The 22730-nt window shown below is 61.0% G+C and carries 15 protein-coding genes; 5 read left to right on the top strand and 10 right to left on the bottom strand.

The window, feature by feature from the left end; translation table 11 throughout:
• Window positions 1-2: 2 nt before the first annotated feature.
• Together AD949_RS13030 and AD949_RS13890 are read left to right on the top strand one after the other, a co-directional pair.
• On the top strand, window positions 3-239 hold the full coding sequence (locus AD949_RS13030) for a hypothetical protein (protein WP_048834621.1): 237 nt from the start codon (window positions 3-5) through the stop codon (window positions 237-239).
• A 52-nt stretch (window positions 240-291) separates the two neighbouring features.
• On the top strand, window positions 292-468 hold the full coding sequence (locus AD949_RS13890) for a DUF1328 domain-containing protein (protein WP_048834622.1): 177 nt from the start codon (window positions 292-294) through the stop codon (window positions 466-468).
• A 640-nt stretch (window positions 469-1108) separates the two neighbouring features.
• Here the strand turns inward: AD949_RS13890 and AD949_RS13025 are convergent.
• The 5 genes from AD949_RS13025 to AD949_RS13005 form a co-directional block, all read right to left on the bottom strand.
• Window positions 1109-2659, bottom strand: a complete 1551-nt coding sequence (locus tag AD949_RS13025; protein WP_048834623.1) for an efflux transporter outer membrane subunit — start codon at window positions 2657-2659, stop codon at window positions 1109-1111.
• 7 nt (window positions 2660-2666) lie between these two features.
• A complete protein-coding gene (locus AD949_RS13020; protein WP_048834624.1) occupies window positions 2667-5963 on the bottom strand; it encodes an efflux RND transporter permease subunit in 3297 nt (1098 codons plus the stop codon).
• The gene (locus tag AD949_RS13015; RefSeq protein ID WP_048834625.1) at window positions 5960-9151 is read right to left on the bottom strand and encodes an efflux RND transporter permease subunit; all 3192 of its coding nucleotides are present in this window, start codon (window positions 9149-9151) and stop codon (window positions 5960-5962) included. The genes AD949_RS13020 and AD949_RS13015 overlap by 4 nt, the downstream gene beginning before the upstream one ends.
• Window positions 9148-10395, bottom strand: a complete 1248-nt coding sequence (locus AD949_RS13010; RefSeq protein ID WP_048834715.1) for an MdtA/MuxA family multidrug efflux RND transporter periplasmic adaptor subunit — start codon at window positions 10393-10395, stop codon at window positions 9148-9150. Before AD949_RS13010 ends, AD949_RS13015 begins: the two co-directional genes overlap by 4 nt.
• A 270-nt stretch (window positions 10396-10665) precedes the next feature.
• Window positions 10666-12060: an MFS transporter gene (locus tag AD949_RS13005; protein WP_048834626.1), complete on the bottom strand. Its 1395-nt coding sequence runs from the start codon at window positions 12058-12060 to the stop codon at window positions 10666-10668.
• A gap of 114 nt (window positions 12061-12174) precedes the next feature.
• Between AD949_RS13005 and AD949_RS13000 the strand changes: the two genes are divergently transcribed.
• The 3 genes from AD949_RS13000 (at window position 12175) to AD949_RS12990 (ending at window position 14357) form a co-directional block, all read left to right on the top strand.
• Window positions 12175-12480, top strand: a complete 306-nt coding sequence (locus AD949_RS13000; RefSeq protein ID WP_048834627.1) for a CsbD family protein — start codon at window positions 12175-12177, stop codon at window positions 12478-12480.
• A gap of 126 nt (window positions 12481-12606) precedes the next feature.
• The gene (locus AD949_RS12995) at window positions 12607-13236 is read left to right on the top strand and encodes a ribonuclease HII (protein WP_048834628.1); all 630 of its coding nucleotides are present in this window, start codon (window positions 12607-12609) and stop codon (window positions 13234-13236) included.
• Window positions 13233-14357 (top strand): site-specific DNA-methyltransferase, encoded by a 1125-nt coding sequence (locus AD949_RS12990; RefSeq protein ID WP_048834629.1) that lies wholly within the window; start codon window positions 13233-13235, stop codon window positions 14355-14357. Before AD949_RS12995 ends, AD949_RS12990 begins: the two co-directional genes overlap by 4 nt.
• A 161-nt stretch (window positions 14358-14518) precedes the next feature.
• Here the strand turns inward: AD949_RS12990 and AD949_RS12985 are convergent, their stop codons facing one another.
• The 5 genes from AD949_RS12985 to AD949_RS12965 all read right to left on the bottom strand — a co-directional run bounded on the left by AD949_RS12985 (window position 14519) and on the right by AD949_RS12965 (window position 22626).
• Window positions 14519-15127, bottom strand: a complete 609-nt coding sequence (locus AD949_RS12985) for an ankyrin repeat domain-containing protein (protein WP_052944495.1) — start codon at window positions 15125-15127, stop codon at window positions 14519-14521.
• A 70-nt stretch (window positions 15128-15197) separates the two neighbouring features.
• Window positions 15198-17396: a hypothetical protein gene (locus tag AD949_RS12980; RefSeq protein ID WP_048834630.1), complete on the bottom strand. Its 2199-nt coding sequence runs from the start codon at window positions 17394-17396 to the stop codon at window positions 15198-15200.
• Window positions 17397-17400: 4 nt separating this feature from the next.
• The gene (locus tag AD949_RS12975; protein ID WP_048834631.1) at window positions 17401-20427 is read right to left on the bottom strand and encodes a DUF4159 domain-containing protein; all 3027 of its coding nucleotides are present in this window, start codon (window positions 20425-20427) and stop codon (window positions 17401-17403) included.
• Window positions 20424-21641 (bottom strand): DUF58 domain-containing protein, encoded by a 1218-nt coding sequence (locus tag AD949_RS12970; RefSeq protein ID WP_244463265.1) that lies wholly within the window; start codon window positions 21639-21641, stop codon window positions 20424-20426. The genes AD949_RS12975 and AD949_RS12970 overlap by 4 nt, the downstream gene beginning before the upstream one ends.
• Complete coding sequence (locus AD949_RS12965; RefSeq protein WP_048834632.1) at window positions 21604-22626, bottom strand: AAA family ATPase; 1023 nt, start codon at window positions 22624-22626, stop codon at window positions 21604-21606. The genes AD949_RS12970 and AD949_RS12965 overlap by 38 nt, the downstream gene beginning before the upstream one ends.
• Between the last annotated feature and the right edge of the window lie 104 nt (window positions 22627-22730).

Below are 22730 nucleotides of genomic sequence, written 5' to 3'. Positions count from 1 at the left end.
GCATGAGCGACAAAAAAACGGTCGAGCATAAGCTGGAGGACGGCATTGGCCGCGTTCAGGACAGTGCGGAAAATCTGTTAAACAAGGCAGCTGATCAGGTAGACGGAAAAGCCTGTAGTAAAAGCTGTGTTGCGCTTGATGCTGTGCGGGACTGCGTTGCGGACCAGCCGGTTATTGCCACGGCAGTCGCCGGGTTGTTTGGTTTTTTTGTGGGTGCGCTGATTGCCCGTAACTCCTGATTTCAAAATATAGGCTGAAACACTAGTTTAAAAAGGCAAAGGATATACGCACATGTTGAAAATGGCGCTCTTCTTTCTGGTAATTTCCATTATCGCCGGTCTGTTTGGCTTTGGTGGCATTTCTGCTGCGGCTGCCGGAATGGCGAAAATTCTATTCTTTATCGCGATTGTTCTGTTTGTGGTGTTTCTGGTTCTTGCTGTGATGGCAGGAAAGTCACTTACGTCATAAAAGGTTTCATCCGCGTTCTTTGAAAAAGCCCTTCTCTGAAAAGAGAGGGGCTTTTTTATGTTTGGGCTGAGGCTTTGAAAAGGGCTGTTCGTGTTGGCATAAAGCTCTGGTGTTGGAGAAATTACCGTTGTCGAAGAGGACTGCTGAGGCGGTAGGCTTCTCCAAAGGGCGCGATAAAAGCTCCGGACACAGGGTCATGTCTGGTATCTTCACCAAATTGTACGTGGATGGACAGGCCTTTCCATAAGCGGATGTCGCCCTCGCTGTGGCCGTCTTCGTAACGCGTCATGAAAGATTTTTCAGTTGGCGGGAGGGCAGACAGATGACGTTTGCCATGGATGGTGAAATCTTCTGAAAACCACGAAGGAATGTGAGGCGAGGTTGGGTCTGGCGGTGCCTGAAGGGAAAGTGCCTGAGGCGAGAGAACAGTTGGCGAGAGAACAGTCTGCATTCTGAAGTCTGACGACAAGGGGGCAGCCGGACTGCAAGGCGACGACAGCAGGGAGAGCGCCAGCAAGGTGCTGGGTAAAGCCAGCTGTGAGACCGCAAATTGTGTCCGTGCGCGGTATAGGCCCATAAAAAAAGTCCCTGCTGCAAACAGCAAGGACTTTATTGCGAAATCAAGATAAAACCAGAAAAATCAGTTTTTGTCTTTTTGGATAAAGGACGGTAGGAACGGATTATCAGTCTGCATGGAGTTCTTGCTCGGCAGTTCGGAGGCATTCCAGCCGCCGCCCAGATTTTCAATTAACGTCACAGAGTCCAGCATCCGGCTTTGCTGAATTTGTAGCGCGGTTTCAGCATTGGAAAGGGCTGTTACTTCAGACGTGATAACAGTCGTATAAATTTCCGTGCCCGCCATATACTGGTTGAGCGCAACCGTTACGGCCCGGTTGGACGCCTTGACGGCGACATTCTGCTGCTCAGCCTGCTGGGCCAGAACGCGCAGATTGGCTAACTGATCTTCCACGCCTTGCAGGGCGGTCAGCACCGCCTGACGGTAGGTCGCGACGTAATAGTCATAATTGGCGTTGGCTTCATGCACGGCGGCGGTGCGGCTGCCACCGGAGAACAGGGTTTCTGTGGCCGAAGCGCCAAGGGACCAGATCCGGTTGGCCACCTGCACCAGTGTCCCCACCGGGTCCCCGCTATAGGAATAGGAGGCCTGAAGTTTGACGTCCGGATAGAACGCAGCAATGGCTGCGCCAATCTGGGCGTTATATTCTTCCATCCGGCGTTCGGCTGCGGCCACGTCCGGGCGACGTTGCAGCAGGTCTGCCGGAACGGTGACCGGAATGGCCGGAATGCTGCGGGGGAGCGCGCCGGGGGCGATGGAGACTTCCGCCGGAGGCTTGCCGATTAGGATGGCAATGGCGTGCTCATACTGGGCGCGGGCGGCCTGCGTGGCCGTGGACTGGGCGCGGGTCTGTTCCAACTGCGTCTGGGCTTGCAGCAGGGTGGTGGGGGTGGCTGTCCCGGCGTCATACTGGTTTTTGGTGATCTGGTAGGAGCGTTCATAGAACTTCACGTTCCGTTCCAGCAGGTCATGCAGGCTGTCCTGATAGCGCATGTTGAAATACGCTGTGGCCAACTGGGCCTGATAGGACAGGCGGGCATTGGCGAGGTCGGCCGCGCTGGCCTGAGCCTCTGTCACCTGCGCCTGAATCTGGCGGCGGATTTTGCCCCATAGGTCCAGATCCCACGAGGCGGTCGGCCCCATGCCATAGGTGTTTTCCGTGGTGTTGGACGGGCGGGATGCTGAAAGGGAGGAATCACCGTAATTGATGATGGTGCCCGAAGAACGGGAGCCGCGCCCCGAACTCTGCCTGTTGAAGGAGAGCGAGCCGCTCAGCGTGGGGTAAAGCTGGGCCCGGACGGAATTGATGGTCGCGCGGGCGTTGCGGTAGCGGGCATCATATTCCAGCACGTTCTGGTTGTTCAGCGCGACCTGTGTTTCCAGTCCGTTCAGGATGGGGTCATTATAAATGGTCCACCACGTGCCCTTGGGCAGTTCCGCCAGTGCGGGTCTGGCGTAGTTCCAGCCGGGTGCCGGGCGCAGTTCCTTGAACTGCGGGGAGACAATGGCCGCCGGGCGCTTATAGTTGGGGCCAACCATGCAGCCTGTCAGAACCAGCGGTGCCAGCAGGATACTCAGGCGGCGCGAAGACGGGCGGAGAGGGAAATGCTTCATCGGGCTATCAGGTATCTTGCAGGTTGTGAGTGAGGTAGGGAGAACTTGGGTGCCGCCTTGCAAAGCGGAGGCGTAGGCGATCCAGCACGAGGTAAATGACAGGCGTAGTATAGAGGGTGAGCGCCTGACTGACGATCAGACCACCCACAATCGCAATTCCCAGCGGGCGGCGCAACTCTGATCCGTACCCATTCGCAACAATCAGGGGGGCCGCGCCAAGCGCCGCCGCAACGGATGTCATCATGATCGGGCGGAACCGCAGCAGGCAGGCGGTACGGATAGCCTCAAGTGAGGAGAGGTTGTGGGTCCGCTCGGCGTCAATCGCAAAATCCACCAGCATGATGGCGTTTTTCTTGACGATGCCGATCAGCAGAATGACGCCGATCATGGCGATGAGCGAAAACTCCTCGCCCGCCAGTTGTAGCGCCAGCAGAGCGCCGACCCCGGCGGAGGGTAGGGTGGAGAGAATGGTGAGCGGATGTACATAGCTTTCATACAGCACACCCAGCGTAATATAGACCGCGCCCAGAGCGGCCAGAACCAGCAGCGGTTCATCATTCACGGCCTGCTGGAACTGAGCGGCATTGCCCGCAAAATTGCCGTGGATGGTGGGTGGCATATGCAAAGCCACCTGTGTTGCCAGCAACACCTGCGTCGCCGTGCTCAGAGAGACACCTTTCGCCAGATTGAAGGAGATGGTGGTGGCGACTGACATGCCCTGATGGTTGATGGACAGAGGCGTTCTGGCGGGAACCAGTTTCGACACCAGTGTCAGAGGGACCATGGTTTCGGAGGACGTGCTGACCGCCGACCCATTGGAGGCCGCGGCCCCGCCAGCCAGAGCGTTGGCGATCTGGTTTTTGAAGGACTGGCTGCTCTGGGTGGAAAACTGGCTGTTCCCCGAGGCATTCAGCCCGGACGTTCCACGCCGCACGCGTACGGTGTTGGACCGTGTGCCACCCCCAGCGGACCCGCCTGACACACTGATCCACACCTGATTGAGGGCATCCGGGCTGGACCAGTATTGCGGGTCTGCTTCCATCACCACATGATACTGGTTGAGCATATTATAGATGACGGAGGCCGAGCGCTGGCCGAAGGCGTCATAGAGCGTGTTGGAGAGAAGCTGCGGTGTGATCTGCACGCGCGCGGATGTGCTCCGGTCAATCTGGACATCAATGGCGGACCCGCCTTGCTGAACATCGGAGGAGAGATCTGTAAACTCAGGGCGGTGTTGCAGGACAGCCCGAAGCTTGCTGGTCCATGTATAGAGCTCTGAGGCGGACTCTCCCTCCAGCGTATATTGGTAGGCGGCGTTGCTCTGCCGCGCTCCGGCTCGGACAGCGCCGGGCTGCATCAGGAAAAATTGCGCGCCGACCAGATGGCCCATCCTGCGGGTGATGCGGGCAATGAGATCCGTCGGCGTGTCCGTGCGCTGGGATTTGTCTTTGAGTTGCAAAAACAGGTTGGCCTGATTGGCGCCACGGCCACCGATAAAGCTGGAAACGCTCTGTACGTCCCTGTCCTTCAGAACGATTTTCTGAACCTGCATCAGCTTCTGGGTCAGAGCTGTGAAGGAAATGGACTGATCACCCATCAGATGGCCCATCATCATGCCGGTATCTTCGGTGGGGAAGAAGCCTTTGGGCATGCGGATGAACAGCGCGACAATCAACGCCAATGTCAGCGGCAGGCTGAGCAGCACCAGTTTGCGGTGTGTCAGTGCTATGTCAAGCGTGCGGGTATAGCCTGCCTGTAAACCGTTGAGAGTGAGGGTGATAAAGGCCGTCATGCGTTGCAGGATTTTCGGTGTCTTGCCGGGTTTGTGGGGGGCGAGCAACTGGGCGGCCATCATGGGGGTGAGGGTGAGGGACAGCACCATGGAGATCAGAATGGTGACGGAGACGGTCATCGCAAATTCATGGAACAACCGCCCCGCCAACCCACCCAGCAGCAGAATGGGGAGAAACACCGCAATCAGGGAAATAGAGATGGAGATGACGGTAAAGGCCACTTCTCCGGTGCCACGGATGGCCGCGTCCCGCGCGGAATAGCCCATCTCGATATAGCGGGCGATGTTTTCCACCACCACAATGGCGTCATCCACCACAAAGCCGGTGGAGACGGTCAACGCCATGAGGGACATATTGTCCAGCGAATAGCCGAGTGCGGCCATAACGCCGAACGTCGCCACGATGGAGGTTGGCACCACCACGGCGGGAATGAGCGTCATCCTGACGGAATGCAGGAACGCCAGCACGACCAGCACCACCAGCAGGATGGAGATGATGAGGGTGTATTGCGTATCCGCCAGAGAGGCCCGGATGGTGAGTGACCGGTCCAGCCCCACATGCAGGTCCACCCCGCCGGGCAGGGCGGCCCGCAGGAGCGGCATTCTGGCGTTGATCTGGTCCACCGTCTTGATGGTGTTGGCTCCGGCCTGCGGAAAGACGACGGCAATGACGGAACGTGAACCGTTGTAATATCCCGCGTTGCGGAGGTCTTCCACGCTGTCCCGCACATAAGCGACGTCTGACAGCCGTACCGGACGGTTGTTGCGCCAGGCAATCAGCAGGTCCCGGTAATCCTGCGCGCTGCGCGCCTGATCGTTCGTATCCAGCGTAAAACGCTGGCCGTTCTGGTCCACAATGCCCTTGGGGGTGTGGGCGTTGGCGGAGGCAAGGGCGGCCCGGACATCTTCAAAACTGATACCGTATTTGTAGAGCGGATGCGGGTTGATTTCCACGCGCACGGCAGGCAGCGCACTCCCGCTGATTTCCACCTCGCCCACGCCGTCAATCTGCGAAAGCTGCTGTTGCAGAACATTGGTGGCGTAATCATAGAGTTGCGGCTGGGTGTGGGTGTCGGATGTCAGCGCCAAAATAAGAATAGGAGCGCCGTTGGGGTTGGCTTTGGAATAGGACGGATTTTGTCGCAGAGTGGAGGGCAGGTCCGCGTGGGCGGCCTGAAGGGCGGCTTCCACATCCCGCGCAGCGCCGTTGATGTCACGCGAGAGTGCGAATTGCAGGGTAATGCGCGTGACGTTCTGGGAAGACTGGGACGTCATTTCCGTGAGGTCCGCAATCTGCCCCAGATGCCGCTCCAGCGGAGCGGCAACAGTACTGGCGATTTCCGATGGAGAGCCACCAGCCTGCCGAGCCATGACCTGAATGACAGGAAAATCGACATTCGGCAGGTCTGACACCGGAAGTCTGCTGTATCCCAGCACTCCAGCCAGCAGGAGCGCTACGGTCAGCAGAATGGTGGCAACAGGCCGGTCAATGAAGATCCGGCTAAAATTCACGAGTGAACCTGCCCGGCAACCGGCGGTTGCGTGGGGGGCAGGTCATTGCGGTGCCGCCATGTGTTCCAACGGTGCGCCCATGTATCCAGCGTCAGATAAATAACGGGCGTGGTAAACAGCGTGAGCAGCTGGGAGAGTGCGAGACCGCCGATAATGGTCAGACCCAGCGGATAACGCAGTTCAGACCCCGTGCCGTTGGAAATAACCATCGGCACAGCGCCCAGCATGGCGGCCAGAGTTGTCATCAGAATAGGACGAAAACGCAGGGTCGCGGCCTGACGGATGGACTGGAGGGAGTCCATGCCGTGCTCGCGCTCGGCCTCCAGTGCGAAGTCGATCATCATGATCGCGTTTTTCTTCACAATGCCGATCAGCAGTACGATGCCGATAATGCCCATCACGTCCAGATCCACCCCGGCCACAATCAGCGTCAGCAGCGCGCCAATGGCGGCGGAGGGCAGGGTGGAGAGAATGGTGATCGGGTGAATGAAGCTTTCATACAGAACACCCAGCACAATATAGACCGCGACCAACGCCGCCGCGACGAGGAACAACTCGTTGCCTAGCGACCCTTCAAACGCTGCCGCCGTGCCCTGAAAGGACGTCTGGAAGGAGGGCGGCAGTTTGATCGCCTCCTCCACTTTACGGATGGCGGCGGTGGCATCCCCCAGCGCGTAGCCGGGTGCCAGGTTGAAAGAGATGGTCGTGGCGGGAAATTGCCCGAAATGCGTGATGAGCAGCGGGGCCTTGCCTTTGGTGACTTTTGTCACGGCGGCCAGCGGTACCAGCCCGGAGGTGGGGGAACGAGTGGGGCCGGAGGAGCTTTCCCCGGAATTGCCGCCAATGCCCGGCAGGTAAATCTGGTTGAGGGACGCCAGATTGGTCTGGAAGGCTGGGTCGGCTTCCAGAATCACGCGGTACTGGTTGGACTGGGTATAGATGGTGGAAATCTGCCGCTGGCCGAAGGAGTCATACAGCACGTTATCAATGGTCTGCGGCGTGATGGAGTAGCGCGCCCCGGTGGTGCGATCCAGCGTGACATGCGCCACCAGCCCTTCGGCCTGAAGGTCGGACGTCACATCGGCCAGAGCAGGTTCCTGCCGCAGCCGGTCCAGCAGTTTAGGAATCCACGTGTTAAAGGCTTCCCCGTCCGGATTTTCCAGTAGGAACTGATACTGCGTTGCGGTGACGGTCGTATCCAGAGAGAGGTCCTGAACCGGCTGCATATAGAGTTTGATACCCGCAACCTGAGAGGTTTCCTGCTCAAGCCGCCGGGCAATGGCTAATGCGTTAGCTGATCGATCATCATGCGGACGGAGATTGATGAGGAAGCGGCCCTGATTCAGCGTGGCGTTCTGCCCGTCCACCCCCACAAAGGAGGAGAGGGAGACCACATCCGGGTCTTTCAGCAGCACGCGGGCCAGCGCCTGCTGGTGCTCCTTCATGCTGTCAAACGAGATAGCCTGAGATGCTACGGAAATCCCCTGAATGACGCCGGTATCCTGCGGGGGGAAGAATCCTTTGGGGATAATCAGGGCCAGAACGCCGGTCAGCACGAGTGTGCCGAAGGCGACAAACAGAGTCAGAACCCGGTGCGCCAGCACGACATCCAGCGCGCGGTCATACCCGGCAATCAGCTTTTCCGTCGCCACTTCCATGCGGGCGGACCAACGCTGGAAGGCTGTGGTGGCGCTGGCGGCGTCATGCGGGCGTTCGCTGAGAACACGGGCGCACATCATCGGCACCAGCGTCAGGGACACCACGGCGGACAGCACGATGGTAATGGAGAGCGTCAGCGCGAATTCATGGAACAGGCGGCCCACCACATCGCCCATGAACAGCAGCGGGATCAGCACGGCAATGAGCGAGATGGTCAGCGAGATAATGGTAAAGCCGATTTCTCCAGCCCCCTTGATGGAGGCGGACATCCGGTCTTCCCCCGCTTCCACGTAGCGGGAGATGTTCTCGATCATCACGATGGCATCATCCACCACAAAGCCGGTGGCGATGGTCAGGGCCATGAGCGAGAGATTGTCCAGCGAGAAGCCAAGCAGATACATGATGGCCAGTGTGCCAATAATGGACAGCGGCACGGACAGGCTGGGGATGATGGTGGCCGGAATATTGCGCAGGAACACAAAGATAACGGCAACAACCAGCACCAGCGCCAGAAACAGTTCAAACTCCACATCCGCGACAGAAGCGCGGATGGTGGTGGTGCGGTCTGTCAGCGGGACGATATCAATACCCGGTGGCAGCGCCTTGCGTAGCTGGGGGAGGGCCGCCTGAATATTGTCCACCACGGCAATGACATTGGCACCCGGCTGGCGCTGCACATTCATGATCAGGGCCGGGGTGGTGTTGGACCACGCGGCAAGCTGGGTGTTTTCCGGGCCGATGACCACACTCGCCACGTCCCGGATACGGACCGGGCCGCTGTTCTGATAGGCAATGACCTGATTGAGCAGCATATCCACATTGGTAATCTGCCCATCAACCCGCAGCGTGGCCGCACGGGTTGCGCCATCGAACGTGCCGGTTGGGGAATTGACGTTGACGTTGCCGATGGTGGTGCGCAGCGTATCCATATCAATCCCGTAAGACGTCAGCTTGGGGATATTGACGCGAACACGGATGGCTTTGCGGTTGCCGCCTGAAAGCGTGACCAGACCGACACCGGAAATCTGGCTGATTTTCTGGGCCAGACGGGTATCCACATAGTCTTCCACTTCCGGCAGGGGGATGGTGGAGGACGTAATGCCCAGTGTCAGCACAGGGGTGTCCGCCGGGTTGACCTTGGCGTAAACCGGCGGGGCGGGCAGGTCGGTTGGCAGAAGAGAACTGGCCTGATTGATGGCCGCCTGCACTTCCTGCTCCGCCACATCCATGGACATGGTCAGGTTGAAGCGCAGGGTAATGACGGATGCGCCCCCGGAGGAGCGGGACGTCATCTGGTCCAGCCCCGGCATCTCGCCAAACTGGGTTTCCAGCGGGGCGGTGACGGAGGTTGCCATCACATCCGGCCCGGCGCCCGGATAAAAAGTTTCAACCGTAATGGTGGGGTAATCCACCTGCGGGAGCGCCGAAACCGGGAGGAAGTGGTAGCCCAGAAGCCCGCTCATCAGAATGGCGAGCATCAGGAGTGTCGTGGCGACAGGCCTGCGGATGAAGAGGCTGGAGGGGTTCACTGGGCAGGCGTACCGGCAGGAGCAGGAGCGGTCTCTGCGGCCTTGATGTCAGGAATGGTGACCTTGCTGCCCGCGCGCAGATGGTCCACCCCGTCTGTCACCACGCGGTCTCCGGCTTTCAGGCCGGTTTTCACCACGGTGTTGGTGCCATCGGAAATGCCGATATTAACCTGACGTACTTCTACCGTGTTGTCGGCCTTGACCACATAGACAAACTGGCCGGAGGGGCCAGTCTGGAGAGAGGTGGAGGGCACCAGAATGACATCATCCAGATCCTTCACCAGCAGACGCGCATTGACGAACTGGTTGGGGAACAGATGCTCGTCCTGATTGGGGTAGATCGCACGCAGGCGCACGGTGCCGGTGGCCGTATCAATCTGGCTGTCCAGCGCGCTGACGGTGCCCTCCGCGATTTTGGTGCTGTTTGAGCTATCCCACGCCTGAACCTTCAGGGAGCCTTTGGTGCGGAGCTGTTCGGCTACCTGCGGAAGCTGGTCCTGCGGCAGGGTGAAAATCACGGAGATTGGCTGCATCTGTGTCAGCACGGCAAGGCCGCCAGACTGACCGGCGGTGACGTAGTTTCCCTTATCCACGGCGCGGATACCAATGCGTCCGTCAACTGGTGCCGTGATGTGGCAGTAAATCAACTGGAGTTTCTGGTTGTCCACCAGAGCCTGATCGGACTTGACGGTGCCTTCATACTGCTGGACCAGAAATTCCTGATCCCGCGCTGTCTTGGCGTCAATACTATCCTGTTTGATCAGGCGCTGATACCGGGCGTTATCCACGCGCGCCTGCGCAAGCTGGGCCTTGTCCCGCTCAAGCTGGCCTTCATACTGGGCAAGCTGTACTTCATACGGGCGGGGGTCGATTACGGCCAGAAGGTCTCCGGCGTGGACGTGCTGTCCTTCCGTAAAGAGCACCTGCATCAGGTAGCCTTCAACGCGGGTCTGCACCGTGACGTTGGTGATCGGCACAACCGTACCAAGTTCTGTCAGCACAACTGGCATGGTGCCGGTTTTTACGATCTGCACGGCAACGGGCTGGGCGCCATTGCTGTCCGCTGCGGCGTGGTTACCCGCATGCCTGCCCGTTTTTGTGGCGTGATGCGGCCGCAGAAAGGCAAAGGCCAGCACACAAACGCCTGCGAGCGCGACGCCGCTCCAGATAAGACGTTTTTTCCGGTTGGATGTGCGGGGGGGCGAGGGTGAATCGGATCGTGTGTCCGTGGTCTGATCATCCATAGGGCGCGCGGCTCGTTTCACCTGACAAAGAGAGTGGACAGCAAGAGCTGCAAGGCAGCCCTGCGGGTAACAAATGAGGACAGTAGCAGCTTTTTCAGACCGTTCAATTTCAATCCGCAAAAGAAACCAACGGCCGGAAACAGGGCTTCTGTTGTAACAGAGAAGAAGCTCCAAGTTTACACGGGGCAACGGCTCTATCCAAGGTTATTACGGATCAAAAACTCTGTTCCCCGTAAGTTTAATATAATTTTTAATCTGTTGGAGCCGGTGTCAGGTTTTGTTGCCGCTCATGCTGGCGCCCGCCTGTGGAGAGAGGCAGGCTGCTGCCGGTACGGCCAGCATGGAAATCCCCCCGGTGACCAGAAAGGCGGTCGAGAAATCATGCAGGGTCGGTGCGGCATGTTGGCGCAGGATATGGGTAAGGGTGAGGGTGCCCGCGGCGGTGCAGATGCCAACCGAGAGCATAAGCTGTTGCAGGGTGGAGTAGAGGCTGGTGGCCGCACTCATGCGCTGCTTGGAAATATCCGCATAGGCAATGGTGTTATAGGCTGAAAACTGCGTTGCCTGCGCCATTCCGGCTACAAAAAGAATGAGAGACAGCGTCCAGAGCGGCTGACCTTTGTGAAATCCGGCAATCAGCGCGAAGAGAATGGCTGCGGAAAATCCGTTCGCCATCAGCACCCGCCGGAACCCCCAGCGCGCCAGTGTTGCGGGTACGAAGGGGCGCATGGCGATGGCCCCGAGCGGCGCAATAAATGTCACGGCCCCGCTTTGCGCCGCGTTAAGGCCCGCACCCATTTGCAGAAATGTTGGAAACAGAAACGGCAGGGACCCCACGGCGACACGGGAGGCAGCACCCCCCAGTACGGAAATGGCGAAGGTCGGTACCCTGAACAGGCTGAAGTCCAGCAAGGGGGTGTCCGTATGGTGCGCATGCAGGCCGTAAAGCCCCATCATGCTGCTGCCACCCACCAGCATGCCCAGCACAAGAACACCGCCACCTTCACCGTGGCTGAACAGTTCCGCCGCTATTGAGAGAATGGCCAGTCCGCCGCCAGCCAGCACCATGCCGCGCAGGTCAAACCGTGGTGGGTTGGGCGCGCGCGTGTTGGGAATAAAGCGGCGGGTGAGCAGCAGCCCCACAAGCCCTACGGGAATATTGAGGTAGAAATTCCACCGCCACGAAAGGTAGGTGGTGATAAAACCACCCACTACAGGCCCCATCAGCGGGCCGAGGGTTGCTGGCAGCATCATCCACGTCATGGTGCGCACCAAATCCTCCCGCGCGGTGCCGCGCAACACCACCAGACGCCCCACCGGCACCATCAAAGCCCCGCCAATGCCCTGCAAAGTACGCATACAAGCCAGAAAAATCAGGCTGGTAGAGGTCGCGCACAGAATTGAACACGTCATGAACATGAGGATGGCGCCGGTCAGCACCGTGCGGCTGCCCAGCCTGTCCGCCAGCGCGCCAGAGGCGGGAATAAAGATGGCCAGCCCTATGATGTAGGAGGTCAGCGCCACGGACGTGGAGATTGTATCCACGTTCAGACTGTGCGCGATGGAGGGAAGAGCCGTGGCAAGAATGGTGCCATCCAGTTGTTCCATAAAGAACATGGAGGCGACAATCAGGGCGATCAGGTGAGGGCGGCTGATGAACGGCATGCTAGTCAGAGACGTGTTTTTGCGGTCTGATGCAACAGAAGACCGTGTTCAAACGCTATTTTATAGCGACCGAACGAACGATTATCCGGAGCGGTCTAAAAAAGGAGAAAGTTTATGGCTGACGATAAACTCAAAAACCTCGGTACGAAACTCGAAGGTGTTGCCGATGAAGCCAAAGGCCGCCTGAAAGACGCAGCCGGCGGCCTGACGGGCGATCTGGGGTTACAGGCCGAAGGAAAGTTCGATCAGTTCTCCGGTATGGCGCAGCAGGAATTTGCTGATCTGTATGAGGAAGGTGAGGGCGTGGTGGAAAAAGCCGTGACCTTCGTGCGGGATAAGCCCTTGCTTTCACTGGGTATTGTGTCGTTCGTGGGTGTGCTGATTGGCTGGCTGGTGTTCCCGCGCTCCAAGCGTTCCTGAAAAATCATTTTCACCGGGACTCTTGCGCGTTCCGGTGAAAAGTGATTCTCCTCTTTCCACGGAGTCGCAATTTGTGCGACTCGGTTATTTTAACCGAGTCCTGCAAAATGAGTGGAAAGAGGGGCCATGCCGGATTTTACACGGGAGCAGCAACACGGCGGACGCGTCGCCGGTGTTGATGAAGTCGGGCGTGGCCCGCTTGCTGGCCCCGTGGTGGCTGCCGCTGTGGTGTTTGGCGCGGGCGTGCCGGATGACCTCGCCGCCGTTATTGATGATTCCAAAAAACTGAAGCCTGCTGTGCGTGAGGCCATTGCGGCCCGCCTGCCTGCTGTGCCCGGCATTGAAATTGGTCTGGGTGCCGCCTCCGCTTCTGAAATTGATACTCTTAACATCCATCATGCGTCTCATCTGGCCATGCAGCGCGCCGTGGCGCGGCTGCCGCGCCTGCCGGATTACGTGCTGGTGGACGGCAATAAGCTGCCGTCCTTCGGTTGCCGGGCAGAAGCTGTGGTGGGTGGGGACAGGCTGAGCCTGTCCATTGCCGCGGCGTCCATCATGGCCAAGGTGGTGCGGGATCGCATCATGGCGCGTCTGGATGTCCGCTGGCCCGCTTATGGCTGGGAGCGCAACGCCGGATACGGCACCGCCGTCCATCGGGACGCTCTGAACAGCGTGGGGATTACCCCCCATCACCGCAAAACATTCGGCACTGTGCGCCGGCAAATTGAACATCTTGTTATGGAGGGCCGGGCATGAGCGGCGCAAAATCAATCAGTATGGACCTGCCTCTTGATCAGATTCTGCGTGGCGAATGCGTGGAAACCATGCGTACCCTGCCGTCAGGCTCGGTCGACTGTGTGTTTGCTGACCCGCCGTATAATCTCCAGTTGCGCGGTGAACTGCGTCGCCCGGATGATTCTCTCGTGGATGGCGTGGATGATGACTGGGATAAGTTTTCTGATCTGGCCGAGTACGACCGCTTTACCCGCGCATGGCTGACGGAAGCGCGCCGCGTCCTGCACAAGGACGGCACGATCTGGGTGATTGGGTCCTACCATAACATTTTCCGCATCGGCGCGATTTTGCAGGATCTCGGGTTCTGGATTCTGAATGATATTGTCTGGCGTAAATCCAACCCGATGCCCAATTTCCGTGGTCGTCGTTTTACCAATGCGCATGAGACGATGATCTGGGCCGCCCGTAGCGAGGACAGCCGCTACCGCTTCAACTATCAGGCCATGAAGGCTCTGAATGATGATGTGCAGATGCGGTCTGACTGGTATCTGCCGCTCTGCACGGGCAATGAGCGCCTGCGCAACGAGCATGGCCTGAAATTACACCCCACCCAGAAGCCGGAAAGTCTGCTGCATCGTGTTCTGCTGGCCTCCACGGCAGTGGATGATGTCGTGCTGGACCCCTTCACTGGCACAGGCACAACGCCCGCCATGGCCAAGCGTCTGCGCCGCCGGTTTATCGGCATTGAGCGCCACCCTGACTATGTGGAAGCTGCTCTTGGCCGCGTTGCGCGGGAAGAGCCGCTGCCGGATGAGGCTGTAATGACCACGCTGGATAAGCGGGAAGCGCCGCGTGTGCCGTTTGGCAGTCTGGTCGAGCAGGGGCTTCTATCGGCTGGTGTGGTTCTGGCGGATAAGAAACAGCGTGTGCAGGCAACGGTTTCTCCCGATGGCACACTGGTGAGCGGAGACAAACGTGGCTCCATTCACAAAATGGGCGCGATGCTGACCAATGCGCCGTCCTGCAACGGTTGGACCTTCTGGCATTTTGAGCGGGATGGGGTGTGGTTGCCGCTGGATGTGCTGCGTCAGGAAAGTCTGGTGCAGTCAGGCCATGGGGCCAGCAACGTCATTTCTGTCTGAGCGCGCGTTCTGTTTGAGTGCGGCATGGCTAAACTGTCTGAGTGGAGAGGGGCGGGTCCATGCAGGCCCGCCCTTTTGCGTGGTGCGCATGTCAGCAGGCCGCATACATAAAAAAGCCGCCCGTAACAGGCGGCTTTTTTCGTGGCTTGAAAAGGGTGTGTTCAGCTTCCGCCAAACCCGAGGAAGCCAATTTCCGGGGCTGCTTTGCCGCCTGACATATCATAACGGCTGCTGGTTGCGGACTGGCCTTTATGCCGCCCCGCTGAGCCGCCAATCGTCAAATGGCCTGCACCGTCTTGCGTATCCATTCCACGGGTTTCCGTCGCAATATCAGTGCGCGGGCGGTCATCACTGCCGCGCATGGACAGGAGCAGGAAGATGATGGGGTTCCGGTTGAGGTCGATCGACATATCCAGCGGGGTCTGACCCAGCATATTGCGATGGTTCAGGTCCGCACCACGGTTGACCGCTTCCTTGGCGGCAAGCAGGCTGCCCCGGTTGATGGCGTCAAACAGCGCGGCGGTAGGCTCCATATCCGTGTTGGCATGCTCACCGTCATCCTCATCGGAGGCTTCCGCGCCCGGAACGGAGGCGGGCGGTGCCGCGCGCTTCATGGCCTTGGCGGCTTCCGCTTTTTGAGCCGCTGCTTCAGCAGCGGCCTGTGCTTCCGCCTCGCGGGCGGATTGCGCCCAGACGGGCGTGGCGCAGGCAAGAAAAAGACTGCCACCAATCATGAGAGCAGCCGGAGTAAAGCGGAAGGAACGGGTCATGATCTGTCCATAGGTGGAACCTGATTTGTTATTTATCACACACCTGTGCGGGCGGAAAGAAAAACGCTCATCAGCGCCGTCCTTCCCGCCACCAGCCCGCAAAAAGCAGACAGAGGGAGAGGCCAAGCATCAGCCATGCCGGTAGAAGGGGTGTGGCACTTCTACCTGTCACGACATGCGCGTTCCGATGCGGGAAGCCCATCCAGCCCGCTCCATGCAGTGTGCTGTCGTCCGTCAGACGCAGAGCCGGGACAGCGGGGGCTGTGCTGCTTTCACCTGTCCAGAACACGCCACCGCCTGACGCGTTGACCACAGGAGCAAGTCGGCTGGCCGTCGCCCGGAGGTCTGCAAATTCCAGTGGGTCTGGCTGGACCAGAGCGGCAAAGGCTTTGTGCGTGCCATCATCCACCTGCCAGATGCCCGGCTTGTCCGCCTGCATCCGGCCCAAGCTGAGGCCGGACCCATCGGCGGCGGCATGCAGCGGCAGGCTGACAGACGGGCTGGGAGAAGGGCCGCCAGTAGGACTGCCAGTCGGGCCATCGGACGGTGTGCCGGGCGGTGTGACAGTCACGCTCTTCCGGGCTGAGGTCTCGGCACTTCGGCGGGTGACGGTCAGTTCTCCTCCGGCAATGGCGGCGGTGAGCTGCTCTTCTTCCAGTTCCGGCTCTTTCATCAGCCAGTGGGAAATTCGGCGCAGCAGTTCAGCCTGCGGGCCGCCGCCGCCTTCCCCACGGGACCACAGCCAGATCTGGTCAGATAGCAGGAGGGCGACGCGGCCCTGATCCACATGGTCCAGCACCAGCAGCGGGGCGTTGTCCGGCCCGCTCATCAGCGTCTGGCCATGTGTGGTGTCAGGCTTGAGGGCGCGGTACCACGGTCCCCACTGGCCGGGGATGGTCAGGGCGGTGTCCGCAGGACTGTTCGGCGGCGGCGCACCGGGCAGGGCGGCGGTCACGGGATGGCGGCGGCCCTCGGCTGTCAGTTGCGGGCGGAAACGCTGTTCGACCAGCCCACCTTCAGACGGCACATGCGCGGGCAGAATGTCGCCCACCGGGGTATCCTGCAACGTGCCGGGGCCGACAAATTCCGGCCCGCCTGTCAGCAACAGCCCGCCGCCTTTGCGCACAAAGTTGGCGATGTTGTTCAGATAGGCGTGCGGCAGGATGTTCCGGTTTTCAAACCCGTCCAGAATGATCAGATCGAACTGGTTGATCTTGTCCTGAAACAGCTCCCGCACGGGAAAGGCAATCAGAGCCAGATCAGACAGCGGGGTACCGTCATCCTTATCCGGTGGCCGCAGGATGGTGAAGTGAATCAGATCAACCGAGGGGTCAGCCTTCAGCAGCCGCCGCCAGACGCGCTCGCCCTGATTGGGGGTGCCGGAAATCAGCAGCACGCGCAGCCTGTCCCGAATACCGGTAATATGGGTGACAGACTGGTTGTTAAGCTGGGAGACCTCGCCTTCCAGTGGTGCGACGGAGAGGCTGACCAGCAGTTGCCCCGGATGCGGGACCGGCAGGGAAATATCCTGCGGCGTGCCTGTGCGGATGGGGATGACAACCGGGTCTTCCCCATTGACGCGCAGGGTGACGTCTGTCTGTGCGCCGGGGGCGGTGCCCGGACCGGCATCATCCACCTGAATACGCAGCTTTGCAGGCTGGCCGACAATGGCATAGGGCGGCGCCTGAAGGATGCGGAGCTGCCGGTCCTTTTCCTCGCCTTTGGCAGGCAGAAGCACATGCAGGGGCAGGGTGAGATGCTGGCCGTCCGGCGTTGTGGGGCGCAGGCGCTCGGGCAGGCTGGCGGGGATATCGGCCACCTGACCATCTGTCAGCATGATGGCACCAGCAAGTTGATCGGGCGGCACGTCGGCGGCGGCCTGATCCAGCGCATCAAACAGACGGGTGCCGTTATGGCCGGAATTCCGGACGGTGACGGTCCGCAGTGTCAGCCCCTCCGTGTGTGCCTGCGCCAGTGTGCTGGCGGCCTGCCGGGCAATGGCTGAGCGTTGGCCGATGGACATGGAAGGGGACTGATCCACCAGCAGCAAAGCCGTTTCTGGCAGCCTGTGCCAGCTTTCATGCAGGCGCTGCGGTCCGGCAAGCCACACCAGAACGGACAGCAGGGCCGCAAGCCGGAAGAACGCGCCTTTTGTGCGCCGCAGGAGCGCGTAGAGGCACAGGAGCACGGCCAGACCGGCCAGTGTTTCCAGCAGCCAGACCGGCACAAGCGGCGCAAAATCAAGGGAGCGGACAAGAGACTGAGGCATGCTGTTATTCCCCCAGCCGCTTGAGCAACATGGGCACATGGACCTGATCGGCCTTGTAGTTGCCGGTCAGGGCGTAAATGATGGTGTTGACGCCGAACCGATAGGCCAGTTGCCGCTGGTCCGCGCCCCCCGGTAGGACGGCAAACGGGGTATTCCCGTTTTCATCCACCGCCCAAGCGTGCGCCCAGTCGGCGGAACCAATAATCACCGGGCTGACATCATCATTTTCCGCTTCGCCCTCCCGCGCAACCCAGACGGGCTGTTCCGCATAGCGGCCGGGGAAGTCATGCAACATATAAAATGTATGGGCCAGAACATGATGGTCCGTCATGGTCATCAGGGGTGGAATCGGCAGCCCCGCCGTCACGCGCCGCAGGGCGGAGCGGGTGCCCGGCGCATCCCCCGCATAGGGGCCAGCCTCGCTCTGGTTGCCGGAATTCTGACTGCCGGAATCTTGGCCCTGTGTGTCGATCAGCAGAATACCGCCGTGCGCCATGAAGGACGTCAGGGCCGCCGTCATGGCCGGGGAGGGGGCGGCGTCCGGCGTGATGGGCCAGTAGAGCAGCGGATAGTAGCTCAGGTCATCCTGCCCCGGCCTGACGCCATCCGGATGACCGAGCATGGCGGAGGTGCGGGCGTTGGTATAGTCGGACAGGCCCTGAAGCCCCTGCCGGGAGACGGTATCAATATCATCATGCCCGGTGATGACGTAAGCCAGCCGCGTTTCCAGCGCCGCGCCGGGTACTGATTTGGCACCGGGGGCGGGGTGGCCTGAAGAAGAGGGCGGCGAAGAAGACGAAGCGACTGGCGCAGTTGCGGTCGCTGGGGGGAGGGCTGCGGCGCGGTCAGCGGAAGGCTCAGAGGCCGGGGCAGACACAGCAGGGGCCGGAACAGGTGCTGGAGGAGATGCCGGAGCAGAAGCTGGTGGTAAACCCTCCGTCTGTGCGGAAGCGAAAGCCGGAACCGTCAGCACACAGGCCAGCAACAGGGAGACACCCTGTTTGCCGGAAAGCAGCTTGCTCAGGCCGCGCAGGGACAATCCAGCCCGCATGGCCAGAACCAGCAGACCATCCAGAAGGAGCAGAGCGACCGCCGCGCACAGCAGGAAGGGGGCCAGCGCGGTGTCCGGCCTGCGTCCGCTGGGGCTGGTCAGAACGCCGACTGGTGCCGCGGCGGCAAGAGCGTTGATCTGACTGCTGGCGTTCAGAGCGCGGCGGGCCGCGCGTGGACCATACAGGCCCGGAGGGTGTGCGGGAGAGGCTGCGGTGTGTGCAAACTCGCTGGCTTTCAGGCCACGCGCGGCGGGTGGTGGGGGACCGAGCACACCGTCTCCATCCAGTGTCAGCACGGGAGCCAGAAGAGTATCATCCGCAGGAATGGTGACGCCATTGGCGTGGTCTGTCAGCCGTTGCAGCATGGCGACAAACAGGCCGGACAGCGGCAGGCTGGACCAGTCCGCCGTGCTGCTGACATGGAAGAGGATAATATCCCCTTTGCCCAGCGAGGCATGAGTGACGAGGGGTGTGCCATCGGCCAGACGCGCCCAGCTATGGGCGGCAAGGTCTGCCACGGGGCTTGCCAGAACCTGCCGGGAAATGGTGACATCCGCCGGAATATCCAGCCCATGGAAAGGTGATGAGGCATCAAACGGCGCCAACTTTTGGGGTGCGCCCCATGTCATGGTGCCGCCAAGCTGGCGGGAACCGTCCAGCAGGGTGACGGGCAGCAGATCAGCCGTCGGGTCAGCGGGCGTACCGTTCGCCGCATCGTGGCCGGGCTGGGTATCCAGATCATCGCCTGCCGGTGCGCCGGGTGCGTTTGTGCTCCCGTCTGTGTTCGTCCCGTGCTGCGCACCGGCCAGAGCAGGCCCAGCAAAGCGGATCAGAGTGCCGCCGTTTTTCACCCAGTCAGTCACCTTCTGTCGGATGGTCGGGTTTGCCAGCGTGCCGTCTGGCGCGATGATAACCGAGAGTGGCTGGGCCAGAAGCGCGGAGGCCGTGCCTTCATGCAGGTCAGCCGTGGGGGCAAGGGCGCGGCGCAGGTAGAAAAGCGGGCCGATCAGGGGCGTATCCGCCGCGCCGGAGGTCATCAGCCCGATGGGACGCAGGCGGTCGCCTTCATCAAACAGAAGCGTGGTGATCGCGCTGCTCTGAGCGGCCAGAGAAAGCTGGTCAATCCGGTTCCGTACGGCTGTTGGCAGGGTGACGGGCACATCCATCTGGGCGGCACCAGCGGGCAGCGCCAGCGGCAAGACAGCCAGCGTGCCACCATCCTGCGCATGCACACGGATGGACAGGGAGCGCGGCGCGGGAGACGGCAGCGCCAGAAGACGCGCCATCTGTGTGCTATTGCGTTCAACCGCCGGGGCCAGAGCCAGAACGGACGCCTCCGGAAAACGAATTTCCTGCACAGACCCAAAAGCGCGCAGAGCGTGGGCAAAAGCGTCATCCCCGGCGGAGGCGACACCATCCGCCAGATACTGCACACTGCCCTCCGTATGGGGCACGGTAGCCAGTGCATGGGCTGCGGCGGCGCGGTCGGTGCGCCATGGGGCTGGCCGCATACTGTCCAGTTCCTGCCTTACGGAAGCAGCCGCGCGGGGCATGGGTGACTGAGTTGCGTGTCCATCGGCGGTGGGGGCGGTGCGGAGGAACAGAATGCTGCGTCCGGCGTGGTCGGCATCATCCACCAGTCCCTGCGCGGTGGCGATGCGGCGGCCCCAGTCGGACGCGGAGAAAAAACCGTCATCCATCACCAGCAGGAGCGGGCCGTGCCCGGAACTGGGCAGTCGGTCCCCCGGCAGCACCGGCTGGGCCAGCCCGAGCACCAGACAGGTTACGGCGGCAAGGCGCACCAGAAGCAGCCACAAAGGGGAACGGACCGCATCCGTCTGATGTGGGTGCAGGGCGCGGAGCAGGGCGATGGCGGGGAAAATCTGCGCGCGCGGGGCGGGCGGTGTTGCCCGCAGCAGCCACCAGACAAGCGGAAGCGTCAGCAGACCGAACAGGGCAACGGGGGCGAGGAAAATCATGAAGGCACCCCGCCCGACCCCGAAACGGATTGACCTGAACCGGATCGGCCAGAAATGGTCCGGCCAGAAATGGTATTGTTAGAAACGGCCTGTCTGGAAAGGAACTGGCCGGAAAGAAGAGCGTGGAGCGCGAGCAGCGTGGGCATGGGGGGCTGGTCCGTGCTGTGCAGAACAAGATCATGCCCGTAGCGGGTGGCAAGGGTGGTCAACCGGGCATTTCGGGCGTCAACCAGCCGCACATAATCCTGTTGCAGGGTCTGCACGTTGGGCAGATCCACCTCGGTTTCCCCTTCCAGCCCCTCAAACCGCACACGGCCCTGATACGGCAGGGTGCGTTCCGCCGGGTCCGCTATCTGCACCAGATGGGTGCGCACGGGGCGACCGGCCAGATGGTGCAGGCAGGTCTGAAAACTCTCTTCAGGGCACAGAAAATCACTGACAATCAGAAGCTGAGCGTAGCGTGGCAGCACGGTGGAGGGGGGGAGCGCAGGGCGCGTGGCCTCCGGTGCTGCGGCCAGTTGGGCGAGGCCAAGCGCCAGACGCTCCAGCGGGCTGCCGCCGGGCGGCAGGATTGCGGGGCCAGAAGGCGTAAGGAGTTGGACGCGCTCCCCGTTCCGCAGCAGGAGGGCCGCTGTGGCAAGGGTTATCAGAAGTGCGCTGTCCAGTTTTTCGGGCAGCGCGGCACTGGAGCGCCACGCCATGGAGGGGGACAGGTCACACCAGATGAAAATGGTCTGGGGGGATTCCGCCTCTGTTTCCCGCACATAGGCGTGGAGGGTGCGGGCGGACTGCCGCCAGTCGATATGGCTGGCGGGTTCACCGGGCAGAGCCTGCCGGTATTGCCAGAAGGTCTCGCCGCCGCCGGAGCGTCGCAGGCCGTGCTGCCCGGCATAAAGGGTGGCGGCAATATGGTCTGCCTGAAGTACCAGCCCCGGCAGACGCGCGGCTAGAGCGGAAGCTGAGTTGGTGCGGTCTGCTGTAGCGAGTGGAGATGACGGCGCGGACCGCCGCACGCTGCTGCGGAATGCTCCAAACAGGCCGCCAGAGCTAGCATCCGCTGTGCTGTGGCCGTGCATGCCGGTGGAGGCAGAGGCCGATTGCGCGGCAGATGGCGCTGCCTGACGGAACAGGCGGCGCATCAGAGTAGCGGGAGAAAAAACTGGCCGGGCCAAAGGGTTAGCCCAGCCGGTTGACGAGCCGGGTGAGCACATCATCCAGTTGCACGCCATCCGCCCGGGCGGCGAAAGTCAGGGCCATACGGTGCGCCAGCACGGGGCGAGCCAGAGCAATGACATCATCCAGACTGGGGGAGAGCCGCCCGTCCAGCAGGGCGCGGGCGCGCGTGGCCAGCATTAGCGCCTGCGCGGCACGCGGGCCGGGACCCCACGCAATCTGGCTGCGGAGGGTTTCATCGGGAGAGGTTTCGGGGCGTGCGGAACGGACCAGCGCCAGAATGGCCTCCACAATTTTTTCACCCACCGGCAGGCGGCGGACCAGCGTCTGGGCCTCCATCAGTCCGGCGGTGTCCATAATCGGCTGGACCTGTGCCTCCTGCGTGCCGGTGGTGGCCAGCAGCATGGCGCGTTCGGCCTGCTCATCCGGGAAAGTCAGCGGGATCTGCAACATGAAGCGGTCCAACTGCGCTTCGGGCAGAGGGTAGGTGCCTTCCTGCTCCAGCGGATTCTGGGTAGCCAGCACATGGAAGGGGCGGGGTAGCGGATGCTCGGCCCCGGCAATGGCCACGCGATGTTCCTGCATGGCCTGCAACAGGGCGGACTGGGTGCGCGGGCTGGCGCGGTTGATTTCATCCGCCATCAGCAATTGGCAGAACACCGGGCCGGGCACAAAGCGGAAGCTGCGGCGGCCTGAGGCATCTTCATCCAGAATTTCACTGCCGGTAATGTCGGACGGCATCAGGTCCGGCGTAAACTGCACCCGGCGCGCATCCAGCCCCAGAACGGTGCCAAGCGTTGTCACCAGAAGGGTTTTGCCCAGCCCCGGCGCACCAACCAGCAGTGCATGGCCACCGGCCAGAATGGCGGTCAGCGTCTGGCTGATCACTTTCTCCTGACCAAAAATGATGCGGGATGTTTCCTGCCGGGCGCGCTGGAGGCGTTCACAGATCATATCCGCTTCCCGCACATCAGGGAGGGAGGCGGCTGGCTGGCTGGCGAGGGGCGATGTGTCTGATGAGGTCATGGGTCCAGTCTGACAGATACAGGGCTTACATCAAGCGGGGTATCATCCCTATATCATGCTCAAAGCAGTGAAACAGTCACGAACAGGATGCTCCACCGGTGAAT

The sequence above is a fragment of the Acetobacter orleanensis genome (assembly GCF_001581005.1).
GTDB lineage: Bacteria > Pseudomonadota > Alphaproteobacteria > Acetobacterales > Acetobacteraceae > Acetobacter > Acetobacter orleanensis.
This window is presented reverse-complemented; position numbering and strand designations above follow the sequence as displayed.

Bases quoted from the DNA above. Each gene is read 5' to 3' on its own strand.
- AD949_RS13030 (WP_048834621.1), top strand. From the start codon at position 3: ATGAGCGACAAAAAAACGGTCGAGCATAAGCTGGAGGACGGCATTGGC.
- AD949_RS13890 (WP_048834622.1), top strand. From the start codon at position 292: ATGTTGAAAATGGCGCTCTTCTTTCTGGTAATTTCCATTATCGCCGGT.
- AD949_RS13025 (WP_048834623.1), bottom strand. From the start codon at position 2,659: ATGAAGCATTTCCCTCTCCGCCCGTCTTCGCGCCGCCTGAGTATCCTG.
- AD949_RS13010 (WP_048834715.1), bottom strand. From the start codon at position 10,395: ATGGATGATCAGACCACGGACACACGATCCGATTCACCCTCGCCCCCC.
- AD949_RS13005 (WP_048834626.1), bottom strand. From the start codon at position 12,060: ATGCCGTTCATCAGCCGCCCTCACCTGATCGCCCTGATTGTCGCCTCC.
- AD949_RS13000 (WP_048834627.1), top strand. From the start codon at position 12,175: ATGGCTGACGATAAACTCAAAAACCTCGGTACGAAACTCGAAGGTGTT.
- AD949_RS12995 (WP_048834628.1), top strand. From the start codon at position 12,607: ATGCCGGATTTTACACGGGAGCAGCAACACGGCGGACGCGTCGCCGGT.
- AD949_RS12990 (WP_048834629.1), top strand. From the start codon at position 13,233: ATGAGCGGCGCAAAATCAATCAGTATGGACCTGCCTCTTGATCAGATT.
- AD949_RS12985 (WP_052944495.1), bottom strand. From the start codon at position 15,127: ATGACCCGTTCCTTCCGCTTTACTCCGGCTGCTCTCATGATTGGTGGC.
- AD949_RS12980 (WP_048834630.1), bottom strand. From the start codon at position 17,396: ATGCCTCAGTCTCTTGTCCGCTCCCTTGATTTTGCGCCGCTTGTGCCG.
- AD949_RS12975 (WP_048834631.1), bottom strand. From the start codon at position 20,427: ATGATTTTCCTCGCCCCCGTTGCCCTGTTCGGTCTGCTGACGCTTCCG.
- AD949_RS12970 (WP_244463265.1), bottom strand. From the start codon at position 21,641: ATGATGTGCTCACCCGGCTCGTCAACCGGCTGGGCTAACCCTTTGGCC.
- AD949_RS12965 (WP_048834632.1), bottom strand. From the start codon at position 22,626: ATGACCTCATCAGACACATCGCCCCTCGCCAGCCAGCCAGCCGCCTCC.